22 protein-coding genes are annotated in these 18,120 nt (G+C 66.8%); 1 reads left to right on the forward strand and 21 read right to left on the reverse strand.

From position 1 onward, the window contains the following. Window positions 1-134 precede the first annotated feature (134 nt). From EF294_RS15655 to rpsB, 5 genes are all read right to left on the reverse strand, one after another. Complete coding sequence (locus tag EF294_RS15655) at window positions 135-1,016, reverse strand: phosphatidate cytidylyltransferase (RefSeq protein WP_123931749.1); 882 nt, start codon at window positions 1,014-1,016, stop codon at window positions 135-137. 88 nt (window positions 1,017-1,104) lie between these two features. Continuing rightward, window positions 1,105-1,662, reverse strand: coding sequence for a ribosome recycling factor (gene frr, locus EF294_RS15660; RefSeq protein ID WP_123931751.1), 558 nt, complete (start codon window positions 1,660-1,662; stop codon window positions 1,105-1,107). A gap of 86 nt (window positions 1,663-1,748) precedes the next feature. Continuing rightward, window positions 1,749-2,489 carry a UMP kinase gene (gene pyrH / locus EF294_RS15665; RefSeq protein WP_123931753.1) on the reverse strand — a complete coding sequence of 247 codons (741 nt, stop codon included), beginning with the start codon at window positions 2,487-2,489 and terminating at the stop codon, window positions 1,749-1,751. A gap of 899 nt (window positions 2,490-3,388) precedes the next feature. After that, window positions 3,389-4,213, reverse strand: a complete 825-nt coding sequence (gene tsf / locus EF294_RS15670) for a translation elongation factor Ts (protein ID WP_123931755.1) — start codon at window positions 4,211-4,213, stop codon at window positions 3,389-3,391. A 64-nt stretch (window positions 4,214-4,277) separates the two neighbouring features. After that, on the reverse strand, window positions 4,278-5,087 hold the full coding sequence (gene rpsB / locus EF294_RS15675) for a 30S ribosomal protein S2 (RefSeq protein ID WP_006371318.1): 810 nt from the start codon (window positions 5,085-5,087) through the stop codon (window positions 4,278-4,280). Between the two features lie 320 nt (window positions 5,088-5,407). Here rpsB and EF294_RS15680 point away from each other — a divergent pair, with 320 nt between their 5' ends. Next, complete coding sequence (locus tag EF294_RS15680; RefSeq protein WP_123931757.1) at window positions 5,408-6,040, forward strand: M23 family metallopeptidase; 633 nt, start codon at window positions 5,408-5,410, stop codon at window positions 6,038-6,040. Window positions 6,041-6,051: 11 nt separating this feature from the next. Here EF294_RS15680 and EF294_RS15685 read toward each other — a convergent pair whose 3' ends face one another. The 16 genes from EF294_RS15685 to rpsP form a co-directional block, all read right to left on the reverse strand. Beyond that, window positions 6,052-7,044: a tyrosine recombinase XerC gene (locus EF294_RS15685; protein ID WP_246007901.1), complete on the reverse strand. Its 993-nt coding sequence runs from the start codon at window positions 7,042-7,044 to the stop codon at window positions 6,052-6,054. A gap of 103 nt (window positions 7,045-7,147) precedes the next feature. Then, complete coding sequence (locus EF294_RS15690; protein ID WP_123931759.1) at window positions 7,148-8,041, reverse strand: siderophore-interacting protein; 894 nt, start codon at window positions 8,039-8,041, stop codon at window positions 7,148-7,150. A gap of 70 nt (window positions 8,042-8,111) precedes the next feature. Beyond that, a complete protein-coding gene (gene dprA / locus EF294_RS15695) occupies window positions 8,112-9,239 on the reverse strand; it encodes a DNA-processing protein DprA (RefSeq protein WP_123931761.1) in 1,128 nt (375 codons plus the stop codon). Beyond that, complete coding sequence (locus tag EF294_RS15700; protein ID WP_123931763.1) at window positions 9,236-10,792, reverse strand: YifB family Mg chelatase-like AAA ATPase; 1,557 nt, start codon at window positions 10,790-10,792, stop codon at window positions 9,236-9,238. The genes dprA and EF294_RS15700 overlap by 4 nt, the downstream gene beginning before the upstream one ends. Beyond that, window positions 10,773-11,180 (reverse strand): YraN family protein, encoded by a 408-nt coding sequence (locus tag EF294_RS15705; RefSeq protein WP_185091116.1) that lies wholly within the window; start codon window positions 11,178-11,180, stop codon window positions 10,773-10,775. The genes EF294_RS15700 and EF294_RS15705 overlap by 20 nt, the downstream gene beginning before the upstream one ends. Before the next feature lie 157 nt (window positions 11,181-11,337). Continuing rightward, on the reverse strand, window positions 11,338-11,649 hold the full coding sequence (locus EF294_RS15710) for a DUF2469 domain-containing protein (RefSeq protein WP_006371311.1): 312 nt from the start codon (window positions 11,647-11,649) through the stop codon (window positions 11,338-11,340). Further along, window positions 11,646-12,350, reverse strand: coding sequence for a ribonuclease HII (locus tag EF294_RS15715; protein ID WP_123931765.1), 705 nt, complete (start codon window positions 12,348-12,350; stop codon window positions 11,646-11,648). Before EF294_RS15715 ends, EF294_RS15710 begins: the two co-directional genes overlap by 4 nt. A gap of 75 nt (window positions 12,351-12,425) precedes the next feature. Continuing rightward, on the reverse strand, window positions 12,426-13,310 hold the full coding sequence (gene lepB, locus EF294_RS15720; protein WP_123931767.1) for a signal peptidase I: 885 nt from the start codon (window positions 13,308-13,310) through the stop codon (window positions 12,426-12,428). Between the two features lie 18 nt (window positions 13,311-13,328). After that, entirely contained in the window at window positions 13,329-13,670 is a 342-nt protein-coding gene (gene rplS / locus EF294_RS15725; protein ID WP_006371308.1) for a 50S ribosomal protein L19, read from the reverse strand. A gap of 208 nt (window positions 13,671-13,878) precedes the next feature. Then, entirely contained in the window at window positions 13,879-14,961 is a 1,083-nt protein-coding gene (locus EF294_RS15730) for a hypothetical protein (protein ID WP_123931768.1), read from the reverse strand. 7 nt (window positions 14,962-14,968) lie between these two features. Then, window positions 14,969-15,301, reverse strand: a complete 333-nt coding sequence (locus tag EF294_RS15735; RefSeq protein ID WP_123931770.1) for a hypothetical protein — start codon at window positions 15,299-15,301, stop codon at window positions 14,969-14,971. Beyond that, window positions 15,298-15,654 (reverse strand): YbaB/EbfC family nucleoid-associated protein, encoded by a 357-nt coding sequence (locus EF294_RS15740; protein WP_246007902.1) that lies wholly within the window; start codon window positions 15,652-15,654, stop codon window positions 15,298-15,300. Before EF294_RS15740 ends, EF294_RS15735 begins: the two co-directional genes overlap by 4 nt. 86 nt (window positions 15,655-15,740) lie before the next feature. After that, complete coding sequence (gene trmD, locus EF294_RS15745) at window positions 15,741-16,439, reverse strand: tRNA (guanosine(37)-N1)-methyltransferase TrmD (RefSeq protein ID WP_185091121.1); 699 nt, start codon at window positions 16,437-16,439, stop codon at window positions 15,741-15,743. Window positions 16,440-16,456: 17 nt separating this feature from the next. Beyond that, a complete protein-coding gene (gene rimM, locus EF294_RS15750; protein WP_123931774.1) occupies window positions 16,457-17,014 on the reverse strand; it encodes a ribosome maturation factor RimM in 558 nt (185 codons plus the stop codon). Window positions 17,015-17,026: 12 nt separating this feature from the next. After that, entirely contained in the window at window positions 17,027-17,269 is a 243-nt protein-coding gene (locus EF294_RS15755) for an RNA-binding protein (RefSeq protein ID WP_006371302.1), read from the reverse strand. Then, window positions 17,266-17,721, reverse strand: coding sequence for a 30S ribosomal protein S16 (gene rpsP / locus EF294_RS15760; protein ID WP_006371301.1), 456 nt, complete (start codon window positions 17,719-17,721; stop codon window positions 17,266-17,268). Before rpsP ends, EF294_RS15755 begins: the two co-directional genes overlap by 4 nt. Window positions 17,722-18,120: the final 399 nt, after the last annotated feature.

Here is an 18,120-nt window from a genome sequence, read left to right on the forward strand (position 1 = left end):
TCCGCCGACAGCGCCCATCTGTCCGCCGACAGCGCCCATCTGTCCGCCGACAGCGCCCATCTGTCCGCCGACAGCGCTTCGATAGGCGCCGTCGGCGACGTGACGAGCGCCGTCGGGGCGCTGCGTGAGCCCGCTCAGAGCAGCGCGGTCAGCACAGCCCACACGATGAACGCCGACGGCAACAGCGAGTCGAGTCGGTCCATGATGCCGCCGTGCCCGGGCAGCAGGGTCCCCATGTCTTTGATGTCCAGGTCTCGCTTGACCTGTGATTCGACGAGATCGCCCAGCGTCGCGCACACCACGAGGACAGGTCCCAGGATCACGCCGATCCACCACTGGGTGTCGAGCAGGAACATCGTGGTGCACACCGCACCCGCGGTGCCCACCACCAGCGAGCCCGCCAGACCTTCCCACGACTTCTTCGGGCTGATGGCCGGCGCCATCGGATGCTTGCCGAACAGTACACCGGCCGCGTAGCCGCCGACGTCGGAACACACGACGACGATCATCAGGGTCGCCACGCGCGCGGCCCCGTGATCCTGATGCACCATCAGCACACCGAACGAAGCCAGCAGCGGGAGCCAGGCGAGCACGAACACCGACGCGGACAGATTGCGCAGATAGTTCTCGGGTGCACGAGTGATACCTTGCGCCAACAACTTCCACACCATGATGACAAGCACCGTGGCCACGAACGCCACCAGGATCCCGGTTGTCCCCCAAGGCCAGCTACACCAGATGATCGCCTGACCGCCGACGAGCAGCGGCCAGAACGCCACGTCGGAGCCCCCATCGCGCAATCGTTTGGTGACCTCCCAGGTGGCGATCGCGAACGCCACAGACACGACCATGTACCAGACCCACGGCGCGAACAGCAGTATCAGGATGATGCTGACGCCAAGGGTCACCCCGACCCCGATCGCGGCCGGAAGGTCACGTCCTGCGCGCGACTTCCGAGGCGCGGTCGTGTCGGGGTCGCCGTGTGTGCCGCCGGTCCCCGACGATTCGTGTGACATCGTTGTCGATTCCGCCTGTCGTCTCGCCTCGTTCGTCTTGCCTCGTCTCGGTCGTCGTCCCCGGTGATACTCACACCGCGGACCCCACTCATACCTCGAGAAGCTCAGATTCCTTGTGTTTAACGAGTTCGTCGACCTGTGTCACATAACCGGCGGTGGTCTTGTCGAGATCCTTCTCGGCGCGGACCACGTCGTCCTCACCGGCCTCGCCGTCCTTCTGGATGCGTTTGAGTTCTTCGACCGCTTTACGGCGAACGTTGCGAATGGCGACCTTCGCGTCCTCTCCCTTGCCCTTGGCCTGCTTGACGAGGTCCTTGCGACGCTCCTCGGTCAGCTGCGGCACGGCCACGCGGATCAGGGTCCCGTCGTTGGTCGGGTTCACCCCGAGATCGGAGTTGCGGATGGCGGTCTCGATGTCGCGCAGGGTCGACGCCTCGTAGGGTTTGATCACCACCAGCCGGGGTTCCGGGGTGTTGATACTGGCGACCTGGGTGATCGGGGTCATGGCGCCGTAGTACTCGATGACCACCTTGGTGAACATCGCCGGATTGGCCCGGCCGGTACGGATCGAACCCATGTCCTCACGCGCGACGCTCACCGCCTTCTCCATTTTTTCCTCGGCGTCGAGCAGCGTGTCGTCGATCATTGTGTGTTCCTGTTTCGTCGTGGCGGGTCGGGCTGGATTCGGCTCGCCGGTTCGTCGGGATCGGTAGTGGGTCGCCTCGCCGCCGGTCAGGTCCTCACCAGCGTGCCGATGCGTTCTCCGGCGATGGCACGCGCGATGTTCCCACGTTCCAGCAGATTGAACACCAACATCGGCATCTTGTTGTCCATACAGAGGCTGAAAGCGGTCGCGTCGGCAACCTTCAGTTCCCGGTCGAGAGCCTCCCGGTGGGTGATCTCGCGGAACAGCGTGGCGTCGGGATCGATGCGGGGATCGGCACTGTAGACGCCGTCGACGGCCTTGGCCATCAATACGACCTCGGCCTTGATTTCGAGCGCACGCTGCGCGGCGGTGGTGTCGGTGGAGAAGTAGGGCATACCCATGCCGGCGCCGAAGATCACCACCCGGCCCTTCTCCAGATGTCGCTGCGCACGCAACGGGAGGTACGGCTCAGCCACCTGCCCCATCGTGATGGCGGTCTGCACTCGTGTCGAGATTCCCCGCTTTTCCAGGAAGTCTTGCAAAGCAAGACAATTCATCACAGTGCCAAGCATGCCCATGTAGTCCGAGCGCGCCCGGTCGAGGCCGCGTTGTTGGAGTTCGGCGCCGCGGAAGAAGTTGCCGCCGCCGATAACCACGGCCACCTGTACACCGGACTCAACGACCTCGGCGATTTGGTCGGCGACGGTGGCGACGACGTCGGGATCGAGACCGACCTCTCCCCCGCCGAACATTTCGCCGCCGAGCTTGAGGAGCACGCGGCCGAAGCCGGGGCGTTCGGACTGTCGGGTGTCGGGGGTTTCGCTCATCAACATCCTCACTCGTCGGTTCGACTCACCATCTTATGGTCACGTCCGTCCGAATCGGAGCGCGGCGCCACCGTCTGGCACCGAGAAGGTGGGCCGAGAGCCCCGATTGGCCGAGCAGAACACCGCCACACCCCGCCGAGCAGGCACAATGACAGCTCGGGCGGGTACGCCAGGAGCGCTCGGTGAGCTCGATCCCGGGCGCCGGAGGAACGTCACGACGATTCCGTCGTGACATGACGCCGACCTCATGCAGTCGACGGTCATCGGCAGAGTCCACGGTCGTAGGCAGAGTCCACGGTCATGCGGAGATCGTGACGCGAGCTGCCCATGACCGATGGCGTCGATCCCGTCGCTATCGAGTGCGTCGAGCGGAATACCGAAGTCGACGCTTTCGACCGGGGGCGACGGAATCGAGGTCAGCAAGTCCGGCCGGTAGCTAGAACCTCGCCGCCTCAGTCGAGAGGACCTCCACCGACCCCGTATCCCGCGGCCCTCGTGCTCGACAGCGTCACGCGGTGTGCCGCCGCCCAGTTGCCCCCAGCGCATCCCGCTCACCCAACTCCCAGGTGCACGACGCACGGCGACCTGTCCGGGACTCTCGGCCTACTCGCCGCCCAGAGGTGCCCCAGATCCATGCCACGGGCCGCGAGGTGGCCGCACCGACCTTCGTCGGCGTGTCGGTCGACGCCGTGGGTGTCGGCCGCCCCTTGAGTCGTCGTGGCCGGGTAGTGCCTCGAAAGGCACGGGAACCGGGCCACTGAGGACAGCGGGCCCGGAGTGACCGAGAACCACAGGCCGATCTGAGCCACCGGCGCTGCGGAACCCGGCACGACATGCGAGAGGGCCCCGACCCACCGTAGTGGATCGGGGCCCTCTCGGATGGCTTCGTGGCCGCTCGGTCAGGCCTGGCCTACCTCGAAGCGGGTGAAGCGCTTGACGGTCGCGCCGGCCTCGTCCAGAACATCCTTGACGGTCTTCTTCGAGTCCTTGACGAACGGCTGATTCACCAGTACCGCGTCCTTGAGGAAGCCCTTGAGCCGGCCCTCGACGATCTTCGGCAGAGCCTGTTCGGGCTTGCCCTCGGCCTTGGCGGTCTCCTCGGCGATACGACGCTCGTCGGCCTTGACGTCCTCGGGGACCTCGTCCTCGCTGGCGTAACGGGCTTTGAGAGCGGCAACCTGCTGCGCGGCGTTGCGCGCGGCCTCGGCTGCGGCGTCGCCCTCACCGGTGTAGGACACCAGCACGCCGACGGCCGGCGGCAGATCCGACGCACGCTTGTGCAGGTAGATCGCGACGGGGCCGTCGTAGAACACGACGCGACGCAGTTCGAGCTTCTCGCCGATCTTGGCCGAGAGTGCCTGCACGGCGTCGGCGACGGTGCCGTCACCGAGCTTGGCTGCCTTGAGCTCCTCGACGTCGCTGGTCTTAGCGGCCAGAGCGGAGTCGAGCACCTGGTCGGCGAGTTGTTGGAACTCGGCGTTCTTGGCGACGAAGTCGGTCTCGGAGTTGAGCTCAATCATCGCGCCGTCCTTGGCGGCGACGAGCCCCTCGGCGGTGGACCGCTCGGCACGCTTGCCGACGTCCTTGGCGCCCTTGATGCGCAATTCCTCGACGGCCTTATCGAAGTCGCCGTCGTTGTTCTCGAGCGCCTTCTTGCAGTCCAGCATTCCAGAGCCGGTGAGCTCGCGGAGACGCTTCACATCGGCTGCGGTGTAGTTCGCCATCGTTGGCGAGCCTCCTTAAAGAGAGTGATCGGTTACTCGGCGCGACCCGTGGGTACGCCGGGGGTCAGGACGCTGGGGTGGCGTCGCCCTCGGCGGGCGCGGTGGCCTGGGTGAGCAGTTCCTGCTCCCACTCGGCGAGGGGTTCGCCGCTGCCGGCCTCCGGCTTGGAGTCGTCCGACGCCGCACCGGCGCGGGCCTGTACGCCCTCGGCAACCGCCGAGGCGATGACACGGGTGAGCAGCGCGGCACTGCGGATGGCGTCGTCGTTGCCCGGGATCGGGTAGTCGACGACGTCGGGGTCGCAGTTGGTGTCGAGGATCGCGATGACCGGGATGTTGAGCTTGCGTGCCTCACCGACAGCAATGTGCTCCTTGTTGGTGTCCACCACCCAAATGGCAGATGGCACCTTGGCCATATCGCGGATACCGCCGAGGGTCCGCTCGAGCTTGTTCTTCTCGCGGGTCAGCATCAGGATTTCCTTCTTGGTGCGACCCTCGAAGCCACCGGTCTGCTCCATGGTCTCGAGTTCCTTGAGACGCTGCAGGCGCTTGTGGACGGTCTGAAAGTTGGTGAGCATGCCACCGAGCCAGCGCTGGTTCACGTACGGCATGCCGACGCGGGTCGCCTCTCCGGCGATCGACTCCTGCGCCTGCTTCTTGGTCCCGACGAACAGGATGGTGCCGCCGTGGGCGACGGTCTCCTTGACGAACTCGTAGGCCTTGTCGATGTAGGTCAGCGTCTGCTGCAGGTCGATGATGTAAATGCCGTTGCGGTCGGTGAAGATGAATCGCTTCATCTTCGGATTCCAACGGCGGGTCTGATGCCCGAAGTGTGCGCCGCTGTCCAGCAGCTGTTTCATGGTCACGACAGCCATGAGGTCTCATTCCTTTGTCGGTTGATGCTCGGTACCGGGTGGCCCGAACCCTGACGCCCGTGTCCGCGCGGAACCCGGTGATACCGGGACCGTCCACACGGAAGGTTTATCGATCTCCACCACATCGGGAGGGCGATCTGGTGACGAGCGCGCGAAGTCACCCCGCCGTCGGCGAGGTGCCCGATCAGTGTACGCGTATGCCCTGCACAGCTCCAAAATCTGCCCTGCACAGCTCGGTGGAACGCAGCCGACGATCTGCGGGCGCGGAGTTCGTTCGGCACAAAGGGAGCCAATCGTCGATGCGCTGCGTCTGATCTGTCATGACCATCCCCCTGCGCCTCCGGCGCGCCCTCGCCATCCCCCTGCGCCTCCGGCGCGCCCTCGCCATCCCCCTGCGCCTCCGGCGCGCCCTCGCCATCGGTGTGGCAGAACTCGTCGCCGTGGTGTCATTGCTGCTGGCGGTACCCACACTCGTCGCGGCGCAACCGTCCCCCGCGGCCGGTGTCGCCTCGGCACCGGATTCGCGGTACTCGGCACCTCTGTCGCCCCGGCCGACGGTGGTGCGCGGGTTCGACGAACCGACCCGGCGCTGGCAACCGGGGCACCGAGGGATCGATCTCGCCACCGCATCCGGTACCGCGGTCCTCGCCGCGGGTGACGGGATCGTCCGCTTCGCCGGGGTCGTGGCGGGCAAACCGACGGTGTCAATCGAGCACGACGACGGGGTGATCACCACCTACGAGCCGGTGCACGCCGCGGTTCGTCAGGGTGCCCGGGTGCGCGGCGGACAGGTGATCGGGACGGTCGATGGGGGCCACCCCGGATGCCCGGCGGCGGCGTGCCTGCATTGGGGAGCACGACGCGGGAGCGGCCGCGCGGCTGACTATCTCAACCCGCTGGCGCTCCTCGGCGCGGTGCGGGTGCGGCTGAAACCGCTCGACGGTCCGGTGTGAGCGTGAGTGAATCACGCGCGGGGATGGGCTTGCCGGTGCGCGGCGCGCAGGCGTTCGACGCTGACATGGGTGTAGAGCTGGGTGGTGGCGAGCGAGGAATGGCCCAACAACTCCTGAACCACTCGCAGGTCTGCGCCACCCTCGAGCAGATGCGTTGCGGCGCTGTGGCGCAGGCCGTGTGGGCCCATCTGCGGTCCGTCGATCGCGGCCACGGCCGAGGCCACCACCGTCCGGGCTGTGCGCTGGTTCAGGCGTCCACCCCTCACCCCGAGCAGCAGCGCAGCGCCCGAGGCATCGGTGGCCAGGCGGGGGCGACCGTGGGACAGCCAGGTCTGTAGGGCATGGTCGGCGGGTATCCCGAACGGAACGGTTCGCTGCTTGTCGCCCTTGCCGATCACCCGCAGGACCCGCCGACCGGAGTCGACGTCGTCGAGATCGAGTCCGCATAGCTCACCGACGCGAATCCCACTGCCATACAACAACTCCAGGATGGCCCTGTCGCGCAGGGCGATCGGTCCGAGGTTGTCCTCCGTGGTGGAGTCGCCGTTGTGCGCCGAGGACACGGCAGACACCGCGGCCGCGGCCTGCTCGGCGGTCAGCACTGCAGGCAGGGTGCGATGCGCCCGGGGCGCCTGCAGCCGGGTCGATGGATCATTCGCGAGCAGACCTTCACGAACGGCCCACGCACAGAAGGTCTTCGCCGACGACACCTGGCGGGCAACGGTTGTGCGCGCTGCGCCACGACGCGTGTGTTCGGCCAGCCACGCGCGCAGCAGGCCGAGATCGATCTCCGAGATCGCCGCGCCACGCGCTCCGGCGAAACTGATCAGTCCGCGGACGTCACCGGAGTAGGCGCGGATCGTGTGCGCGCTGCGCCCCTTCTCGAACCGCAGATACTCGGCGAAGTCGGCCAGCACCGCCGAACCGCGTCCGACGTCGGAGCCGTCGCGGGCCTCGGGCACGTCGCCGGAGCCCGGCCCGTCGGCCCGGTTTGGATAGGTCATGCCCCGAGCACATCGCTCGACCACCGATCCGGCAACCACACACGCCGTGTCGTTGCCGGATCGGTACAGCCGGACCCGATCGTGGCGGGTGGAGGAGGTGGCCTCAACGGACGAGGTTGTTCACCCACTGTCCGGCCCCCGGCTTCTCGGCGCCTTCCTCGGTCTCGCGGAGTTCGGCCTTCCACTGACGGAATCCCTCCTCGGTGCGGCCGCGGCGCCAGTACCCGGAGATCGATGCCTTGGCCGCACTCACCCCGCGCTCCTTGCGGACGTAAGCGCGCAGGTTGTGCATGACGGCCTGCGCCTCACCGTGGATGAATACCTGCGGCTCTCCCTCAAGCCAGGCTGCTTCGCGGACCGCAGCGACCAGCGGCGCGTTATCGCCGGCCTTGTCCTCGCCCACCTCACCGGCCCCGCCACCACGATGCAGCCAGGTGATCTCGGCACCGGCGGGTGCGCTCAACTCGAGTTCGTCGTCGGGGCCGGCAACCTCGATGAAGACCCTGGCCACGGAGTCGGCCGGCAGTGCCTCGAGGGCAGCCGCGACGGCAGGCAGGCCTGCCTCGTCGCAGGCGAGCAGGTGCCACGGTGCGGCCGGATCGGGGTGGTATCCGCTACCTGGGCCGAGGAAGTGCACAGTGGTACCAGGTTCGACACTCGCCGCCCAAGGCCCGGCAAGCCCTTGGTCACCATGCACGACGACGTCGATGAGCAATTCTCGACGCTCGGCGTCCACCCTGCGCACCGTGTAGGTACGCAACATCGGTTGTTGTTCAGGCGGAAGCGATCTCGATGCCCGCGGGTCGAAGTCGTCGGGGAACTCCATCCCCTCGGGCATGAAAATCAGCTTGACGTACATGTCCGTTTCGGCACGTCCGTCCTTGCCGACGGCGGGCACGAAGTCGTCGAATCCGTCGCCCCCGAGAAACAGTCGCACCATGTGCGGGGTGATCTGTTCACGCCGCAAGACCGTCATCGTGTTCACTCGCTTGGCCATGGGACCTCCTTCACCCGAACCACCGTACTCCGAATTAGGTAAACCTAATCTGTGGGTCCGATCATTGGCGTCAGGCGAGACGCCATCCGCTACCCTGCATGGCCACCAGCCCACCGAGTTCCAGTACGGCAAGCGCCGCCCGTACCTCACCGATCTGGACGCCGGCCGAGAACACCACTTCCTCGACCGTGACTGCGCCGCGACCCGGCAGCGCATCGTGGACGCGCTGTTGAATCGGCGTGAGGCCATCGGTATTGCGGGTCGTTCCCCGGTCTGTGACTCCTCCGCCGTCGGGGACCGCCATCGTCCGCACGGCGGCGCCATCGGCTACGAGCAAGGCGCGTCCATCGGCGATCAGCTCGTGACAGCCGACCGAGGTCGCAGAGGTCACCGGCCCCGGCACCGCGCCGAGCGGCCGCCCGAGTTTCACCGCCCACGCAGCGGTACTCACCGCACCGGAGCGGGCGCCCGCCTCGACCACCACCACGGCATTGGACAAGGCGGCAACAAGCCGATTTCGGGTGAGGAATCGGTGACGGGCCGCGGTTGTGTGCGGTGGATACTCGGAGACGACGACTCCACGCTCGGCGATCTCGGCGAGCAGCCTGGAGTGCGCAGCGGGGTAGTCGCGATCGATACCACATGCCAGCACCGCCATCGTCGCGCCGCCACTGGCGAGCGCCGCGCGATGGGCGACCCCGTCGATCCCGAACGCGGCACCGGAGACGATGCCCCACCCATACTCGACGAGCTCCTCGACCAGCAGACCGGTGACGTGCTCCCCGTACGACGAGGCGGCGCGCGATCCCACAAGCGCGATCGAGGAGACCGCGAGGTCATCGAGTCGGGCCGGGCCACGCGCCCACAGCACCAGCGGCATCCCTCCGCGCTCACCGGTGTCCGCGTTCGCCAAAGCCAACAGTGAGAATCCTGGCCATTCGTCATCATCGGGGGTCACCAGCCGCGCACCGCATTTCTCGGCGACCGCCAGATCCGACTCCGAGCGGTCGTCGCCGGCACGCGCGCGCGTCGCCTTCAGCACGGACTCGTGCCCGCGCGGCACTAGCCCACGCGCCACGGCCGCCGCGGCCTCGAGGACACCGACCTCGGCGACAAGTGCCGTCAGCGGCACACACGGCGGCTCGGCGACGCGGGCCAGATAGGCCCACGCACGCCGTTCGGATTCGGTCGTCGTCATCGGTAGCTCCCCCGATCGCGGTAGAGAAGTGCTTGGGCCACTTCATTTTCGGTGGGCACCGCACCCCCGGCGAGGTCGGTCAGCGTCCAGGCCAACCGCAGCGCGCGATCTGCGCCGCGCGCGGTGAGTCGCCCCTCTCGCAGGCTCAGGTCCACCGGCCGAACGACCTTGGGTGGCAGCCGGAAACGCCTGCGCAACGCCGGTCCGGGTACCTCGGCGTTGGTGCGCCAGCCGAATTGCCGCCATCGCTCGACCGCCGCGCCGCGCGCCGCGGTGACCCGTGCGCGGATATCAGCGCTCGACTCACCGGTCTCGGTGGCCAGCGCGACGTTACCGGGCGGATCCATCCGCACCCGGATGTCGACGCGATCCATCAGCGGCCCCGACAGTTTGCCGAGATAGCGCCGCCGGACCACCGCACTGCAGATGCACTGCACATCCCGTGTCGGTGCGCACGGACACGGGTTGGCGGCCAGGATCAGTTGGAAACGCGCGGGATAGACGGCCACCCCGTCGCGCCGCGGCACCTTGACCACCCCCTCCTCGACCGGTTGGCGAAGGGAGTCGAGAACTTTCGCGCCCATCTCGGCGCACTCGTCGAGAAACAGCACCCCGCGGTGGGCCAGCGACACCGCCCCCGGCCGTGCCATCCCGGTACCGCCACCGAGCAGCGCGGTGATCGTCGTCGTGTGATGCGGATCGATGAACGGAGGCGCACTGACCAACGGCGACCCCGGCGAGAGCACCCCCGCTATCGAATGGATCGCAGTTACCTGCAGCGACTCCTCGTCGTCCAGTGGCGGCAGGATCCCCGGCAACCTCCGCGCCAGCATCGTCTTCCCGATCCCGGGCGGCCCCGTCATCAACACGTGATGGCCTCCGGCAGCAGCGATCTCGAGCGCATGCCGGGCCTGGGCCTGGCCCACCACATCGACCATGTCGGCAACCGTGGCCACCGCCGACGGCGGCACCGCATTCTCATCGACCGTGTCGAGCACAAACGAACCCCCCAGCCACCGCGCCACCTCCCCCAGCGTCCGCGCCCCACCGACTTCGATCCCCGACACCAACGATGCCTCGGCCACCGTGGCCAACGGCACCACCGCCCGCGCAAACCCCGCATTCCGCGCCTCGATCACTGCGGGCAACACCCCCGCCACCGGCCGAATCCCGCCGTCGAGCGCCAACTCCCCCAACATCACCGTCGAGGACAACTTCACCGGCGAAACCTGTTCACGCGCAGCCAGAATTGCCACCGCGATTGCGAGGTCATGCGCCGAACCACGCTTGGGCATCGTCGCAGGCGACAGATTGACCGTCACCTTCATATCCGGAAATGTGAACCCCGAGTTGCTGATCGCCGCGCGGATCCGATCCCGACCCTCCCGCAAAGAGGCATCAACGTTCCCGCCAACCGAAAAGGACGGAAGTCCTTGGCCCACATTGGCCTGAACCTCGACCGGGTTGGCCTCGAACGCATTCAAACCCACCGAATGCGCACGCCCCAGCGAACTACGTGCCGGAACCAGATCCTCACTCGGTGATACCGACATGATGGCGCACCTCCGCCCGCTCCATCGCCGACGGATTCATCCGATCCAACTGCACCGAGATGACGTCGAAGCGAATGCCCGGCCACCAGATCTTCTGCTGCGCCAACCACATCCGCGTCAACTTGCGCATCCGGGTCAACTTGTCGGCTGTCACCGCCGCGACCGGGTCGGCGAAGACGCGCGATGCCCGCGTCTTGACCTCCACCACCACCAACCGACGTCCGTCGAAGGCAATCAGATCCAATTCACCGTACCGATTACGCCAATTGCGTTCCAGGATCGACCAACCCAATTCGGTCACGAACTCGGCCGCCCGATCCTCACCGAGCCGCGCCACCTCCGCCCTCCCCAGACGACCACCCCGGGCTCTCACAGGTTTCGCTGTCATGACGACAACGATCGCCCCGCTACGCCCACACGACCGAGCACCACGACCCACAACACCCCGCCGCCGTGCACACGGTGACAACTGTGGAGAAATCAGGTATTGGGTGAACCCCGTAGGAAAAGGGCGACCATTCTCTCAGACGGTGTCACAGCCGTGTTCAGGGCTCGTCAGGCAGCCGCAACTCGGGCTTCTCAAGTTCCTCGATATTGACGTCTTTGAAGGTGAGCACACGAACCTGCTTGACGAACCGAGCCGGACGGTACATGTCCCATACCCAGGCATCGCTCATGCGCAGTTCGAAATAGACCTCTCCCTCGGCGTTGCGGGGCACCAGCTCGACGGCATTCGCGAGATAGAAACGGCGCTCGGTCTCGACGACGTAGGTGAACTGGCCGACGATGTCCTTGTACTCGCGATACAGGGACAACTCCATCTCGGTTTCGTACTTCTCGAGATCCTCAGCGCTCATCCGATAAGCCTATCGCGGGAACCCTGGTCGCTGACGTCGGGCGCGGTTGCGAGTAGCCGCCGCGACGCAACGTTGCGGTAGGACATCCGGTGTTGCGCAGAAGGACCGAGTCGGTCGAGACAAGACATGTGCAACGCGGTGCTGTAGCCCTTGTGGACAGCGAACGAGTAGCCGGGAACCTCGCCGTCCATGGCGACCATGATGCGATCACGCGTCACCTTCGCCAGGATGCTGGCCGCAGCGATACATGCAGCCGCACCGTCGCCGCCGACGACCGGCAGCGACGGCACGGTCAAACCGGGCACCGGAAAGCCGTCGGAGAGTACATACCCCGGGACGACGTCGAGCCCGGCAACCGCGCGGCGCATGCCCTCGATGTTCGCGACGTGAATGCCAATGCGGTCGATCTCCTCGGCCTCGATGACCACCACCGACCACGATTCGGCATAACGGATGATCGCACGATAGAGCTTCTCCCGTGCCGCCTCTGTCAACTTCTTGGAGTCGTCGAGTTCGGCCAGTGAGACGAGTTGGGTAGGCCGCAACACGCATGCGGCCACAACCAACGGACCGGCGCATGCGCCGCGCCCGGCTTCGTCGACACCGGCGACGGGCCCGAGCCCGTTGCGATGCAGGGTGAACTCGTAGGTCCGCAGTCCCCCGGCACGGCGGACGGGGAATCGCGGTGGCCACCGGCTCATTGCGTCACCTCGTCGGCCGACGCCGAAGAAGTTGACACCGAGCAGTCGGGTACGTCGCTGGTCACCGCACACCGCTCACTGCTGCGGGTTGACCGAGCCCACACCGCCCATCCGGGAGAACGGGTAGATGATGAATTGCGTTTTGCCGCGGATGTCGTCGACCGGAACGGTGCCGTCATTCGTCATCACCCCTGCGGGGTCAGTCTGAATGTGGTAGCGGGAATCCGACGAGCGGGTTCGGTTGTCGCCCATGACGAATACATGACCCTTGGGCACGGTGATCGGCCCGAAATCGACACCGAGACAGCTATTGAGCTTTCCATCGGGAGTCAATGAATTGCTGTTGACATAGCCGTTGGCAACGTTCTGCTGTTGCAGCGCCATGTTGACGTAGGGCTCCTTGAGCGCCTTGCCGTTGACCTTCACACCGACGCCCTCGCTGTTGCGGCATTCGATGGTCTGCCCCCCCACGGCGATGATGCGTTTGACGTAGTCGTTTTCATCGGGAGGTGCGAATCCGAACCAAGACAACGCATCTTGCAGATGATGTACCACCGGGTTCGACGATCGCGGAGACACCCAGTCGTCCCCACCCCACGAGTCGGGAACCTTGAAGACGATGACGTCGCCAGGGGCAGGTTCCCCGAACGTATAGGCGAGTTTTTCCACGAAGATCCGGTCGTTGGAGCACCCACTACACCCGATGAGGGTAGTCTCCATAGACTCGGACGGAATGACGTACTGACGACCGACGAAGGTCTGCAGGAGCCAGCTGATCAGCAGGACGCAGGCGACGATGATGATCGTCTCCCGCAGCAGCGAACCCTTCTTCTCGGGTTTGTCGCTCGTGGTCCGCCACGGCCGCGATGCTTGCGGAGGGCCTTCGGCGGGATCGGCGCTGCCGCCGGGATCGGTGCGGTCGTCCCCGGCGCCGTCGCCGTCGCGATAGGTGTCAGCCACGTCGTCAGGGTAGACGCGTCAGCGCTTTTCCTTGATCTTGGCCGCCTTGCCGCGCAGATCTCGCAGGTAGTACAGCTTCGCGCGACGCACATCGCCGCGGGTGAGGACGTCGATCTTGGCGATATTCGGGCTGTGCACCGGGAAGGTACGTTCCACGCCGACGCCGAAAGAGACCTTGCGGACGGTGAAGGTCTCGCGGATTCCGCCGCCCTGGCGGCGGATGACGACACCTTTGAAGACCTGGACGCGTTCCTTGCTGCCCTCGATGACCTTGACGTGGACGTCAAGGGTGTCACCGGGACCGAATTCGGGGATGTCGTCGCGTAACGACTGCTTGTCGATGGTGTCCAGGATGTTCATGTGTCGTGGTCCTTATTCTGGCGTGGCGTGAACAGAGGAACCTGGCGGCCCGCCCTGATCCCCGGAAATCACCCAAGGTCAGGAGCGAGGTTCGACCGGTTCGTGCTCCGAGTCATGTGTATGTGCCGGGATGGACGTCGGCGAGGACGCCAGCATCAGGCAACCCGACCATTGTGCCAGACGACCCCCGGCCCGACGAAATCGCCGATCACTGCCCGGCGACACCGTTCGACGACCGTGACGCGGAGGCGACCTGCGCTGCTCCAGACGCCGCGATCGCCGCTCGGGCCTGCGCAGACGGCGGTGACGCAGAGGCGACCGCCAGCGGGATGACGCCGGAGTTCTGCATGTGGTGCACAAGCGCGATCTCTGGGACACGGCCGTCACCGACGAGTTCCTCACCTGATCGTATAGACATGCCCCGGCGCAGGTAGGGCACCGGGTCGCTGGTCGCGATCACCACCGTTCGACCGGTCTGCGGGTGCTCCCCCACTCCGACGGCGATCTGCACCCACGATCCGACGGCGCCGGGCAGTGACATGTGCAGGGCGGCCGCCCGACGGGCGAGCGCGTCGTACTCGGCGCGGGTCAGCTCTGGCGGCTCGTCGGCCTCCCCGTCGGAACCGGTTCGAGGGCCGGCCGGGACACGCCGCACCGCCGAACCCAGACCTGCGCCGGCGGCGGCCGCCCCGAGACCGGCAAAGCCGGCCATCGGCATCATCCCGCTCGTGGCGCTTGCAGAGCTTCCGGTCCCCTCATCGGTGTGCCCGCCGCCACCGGGACCTGCCGGGTCGGCCCGCACGAGCGTGCCGGACTGTTCGGTGTACTCGTCACCGGCGGCCGTCAGAGCCATCCGCCCCGCAGTCGCCGCCCGCACGGCATGCGTGTCGTCGCCGAGTGCCGCGGCAAGCTCGCCGAGCATCTGGTCACGGCCGGTGATCGCCGCGACCAACTCGATCCGCAGACGCGCCGCGACGGTCAGATCGGCGAACGCCTCGACGGCGTCCGCGGCGGCGGCCACCGCTCGCGCAGTCGTGGGCAGCGCGGCCTCCTCGTCGCCGACGAGGCGATCGCGTCCGGCGAGGATCGCATGGGTGAAACGGCCGTCCCCACCGTCGACGTCGCGAAAGGCGGCGGCGAGATCGGCCGCGAGGTGGTCGAGGCGCTCGCGCAGGGCGGCCAGTCCGGAGGCGACGTGACCGAGGGTCGCGTCGTCGGTGGTGGGCCAGCATCCAGGGACGAGGCTCTCGGCCAGCGCACGGGTGTCGGCGCTCGACGGCTGCCCGCTCATCGCGCCGTCATCGCAACCGCCCACGAGTGTCGAAGCCGCGTGCCGCACGATCGTCGGTGTCGACGAGATCGCGGGTCCCGGCGTCGATCAACGCCGCAAGGGTGGTGACGTCGCGGACGGCGCGCGCCATCGCACCGGCGAGAGAGCTCGCGACGCCGTCGAATCCGGTGCGGAACCGCAGCGCTCCGGGATCGCCTCCGAGCGCCGAATCGAGCTGCGCCAGAAGCACGTCGAGATCGGCTTCGAGGTCGTCGAGGTGGCGGGCCGCAGTGGTGAGCACGGCATGCAGTGTGCCGGTGTCGTCGGGGTCGACGTCGACGGTGTGCCGATCGCCGGTCATCGGGCGGACGGCTCGATGTCGGTGAACGCCGGCGTGACCGTCGTCGCGGCGGTGAGCAGTTGCGCGCGTTGGGTGCGCAGCGAGCCGTCGGCATCGGCGACGAGTCCGACGATCAGTTGCGAAAGTTGCTCTCCCCGATAACGCCGCATCGCCGACGGGGTGATGTCGAGGCCGACCAGCACGCCACGCGCATCGACGGTCACCGACACCGCGCGATCCGGGCTGGTCACCGTCGCGGTGAGACCGGCGACGGCATCGGCGACCCGCCGCACCTCGCCACGCTGCCGCTCGACGTCGTCGAGCATGTCCGCCCAGCGCGCACCGATCATGCGACTGTTACCGGAGTCTCCCACCGTCGCCTCCCCACTCACACGGATCGATCGATCCTATCCGGAGAATCCGACATCGGCGGGGTGGGATTCCACAGGGTCTGGACCGGTCAGGGATCGGGATGATCGACGCCCGGTAACAGGTCGGGGCGGCGCTCACGGGTGCGTTGCATCGACTGCTCGTGACGCCATGCGGCGATCTTGGCGTGATCGCCGGAGAGCAGGATCGGCGGCACCGGGAGATCCCGCCAGATCTCGGGCCGGGTGTAGCTGGGGCCCTCGAGGAGGCCGTCGGAGAACGAATCCTCCTGGTGGGAGCGTGGATTGCCGAGGACACCGGGTATCAGCCGGACGGTGGCCTCGATCATCGCCATCGCGGCGACCTCGCCACCGATCAACACGAAGTCGCCGAGTGAGACCTCCTCGACGTACACCCGGCGTGCCGCATCGTCGAAGACCCGCTGATCGATGCCCTCATAACGTCCGCAGGCGAACACCAGATGCGGGTACCCGCTCCAGCGCTGAGCCGTGGCCTGATCGAACGGCACCCCGGCCGGGGTGAGAACGACCAGCAGCGCGTCGTCGGGGCACACCTCGTCCAGACACCGACCCCACACGTCGGGCTTCATCACCATGCCGGGACCCCCGCCGTAGGGCGAGTCGTCGACACTGCGATGGACGTCGTGCGTCCACGCACGCAGGTCGTGTACCCCGAGTTCGACGACTCCACGCTCGATTGCCTTGCCCAACAACGCAGCCCGAAGCGGCTCGAGGTACTCGGGAAAGATGGTGACGACGTCGATGCGCATGTGGGGCGATTCCCCGGTCACTGCGCCGAACCATTGACGTCGTCGTCACCGGTGTCGGCGGCCGCGCTATCGATGAGACCGGGCGGCGGGTCGATCTCGATGCCGTCGAGGGTCACCGTCGGCACGATCTCGCGGACGAACGGCACGAGAACCTCCCGATCGGCGTCGGTGCGCACAACCAGGATGTCGTTGGCGGGCAGGTGCAGGACGGAATCGACGACGCCCACGGCCACACCGTCGATCGTCGAGACCGCTAGGCCCTCGAGTTCGTGGTCGTAGAAGGCGTCGGGGTCGTCACCGGAATCGACCTGCGAGCTGTCGATGAGGAACAGCGTGCCGCGCAGGGCGTCGGCGGCCGACCGATCGGTCACCTCGGCCAGCGACAGCAACAGCCGCCCGGAATGTTCCCGGGCGGCTGTCACCGTGAAAGTGCGCTCGCCCGCGCCTCGCGGCAGTCGGCCGAGCAGGGTCGTCCCGCACGCGAACCGCTCCTGCGGGTCATCGGTACGGACATCGACGACGAGTTCGCCGCGAATGCCGTGGGACTTGGCCACACGGCCCACCACGAGCTCCATCGAACTCCGAGATCAGCGATCGGTGTCGACGATGTCGACCCGCATCCCACGACCCCCGATACCCGAGACGAGAGTGCGCAGCGCGGTCGCGGTGCGGCCGTTGCGACCGATGACCTTTCCGAGATCCTCGGGGTTCACGTGCACCTCGACCAGCCGGCCACGTCGGCCGGTGATCAACTCGACGCGTACGTCATCGGGGTTGGTGACAATGCCGCGGACCAGATGCTCCACCGCATCGGCGACGACAGCGCTCACGCCTGAGCCTTGTCCTCGGCACCGGATGCGTCGTCAGCGGTCTCGGCCGGCGCGTCGTCCTTTTTGGCGGCCTTCTTCTTCGGGGTGGTCGCCTCGGCGACGGGCTCACTGTCGGCTGCAGCGAGCGCAGCGTTGAACAGGTCGAGCTTGGAGGTCTTGGACTCGGCAACCTTCAGAGTGCCCTCGGCGCCCGGAAGGCCCTTGAACTTCTGCCAGTCACCGGTGACCTTGAGGATGGCGGTCACGGGCTCGGTCGGCTGCGCGCCGACACCGAGCCAGTACTGGGCGCGCTCGGAGTCGACCTCGATGAGGCTCGGCTCTTCCTTCGGGTGGTACTTGCCGATCGTCTCGATGGCGCGGCCGTTACGGCGGGTGCGCGCGTCGGCGACGACGATGCGGTACTGGGGGTTGCGGATCTTGCCGAGCCGCGTGAGTTTGATCTTGACGGCCATGTCGTCTTCTTTCCTATGGTCACTGCGCAATTCAGCAACCCCACCGGTTGTGGGGCCCGGTTTTGCGATCTGTCTCGGTGTGACCGTCGGGCGGTACGTAACCGGCTCCGACGAACCAGCAGGTCATTGTGCCAGACCAGGTGAGCAAGGGAGAAATCGAGAGAGCCGAACGCAGCTGGACGACCCGACCGGGGGTGCGGACATGCGGTTATCCACCCCGCGAAAGATAACCGCATGTCCGGCTTCATGTCGGTCCGTCGAGCGCGCTCGCGTCGATCGGACTCGCCCCGTGACCGGGCCACCCAGGCGGCCCGGATGCAGTTGCGGACTGATCGCGACCGCAATGCGTCTGTGACCTTACCGAACAGTAATAAGACGCACCAACAGGCAATGGGTGAT

The organism is Gordonia oryzae (assembly GCF_003797185.1).
In the GTDB taxonomy this organism is placed as follows: domain Bacteria; phylum Actinomycetota; class Actinomycetes; order Mycobacteriales; family Mycobacteriaceae; genus Gordonia; species Gordonia oryzae.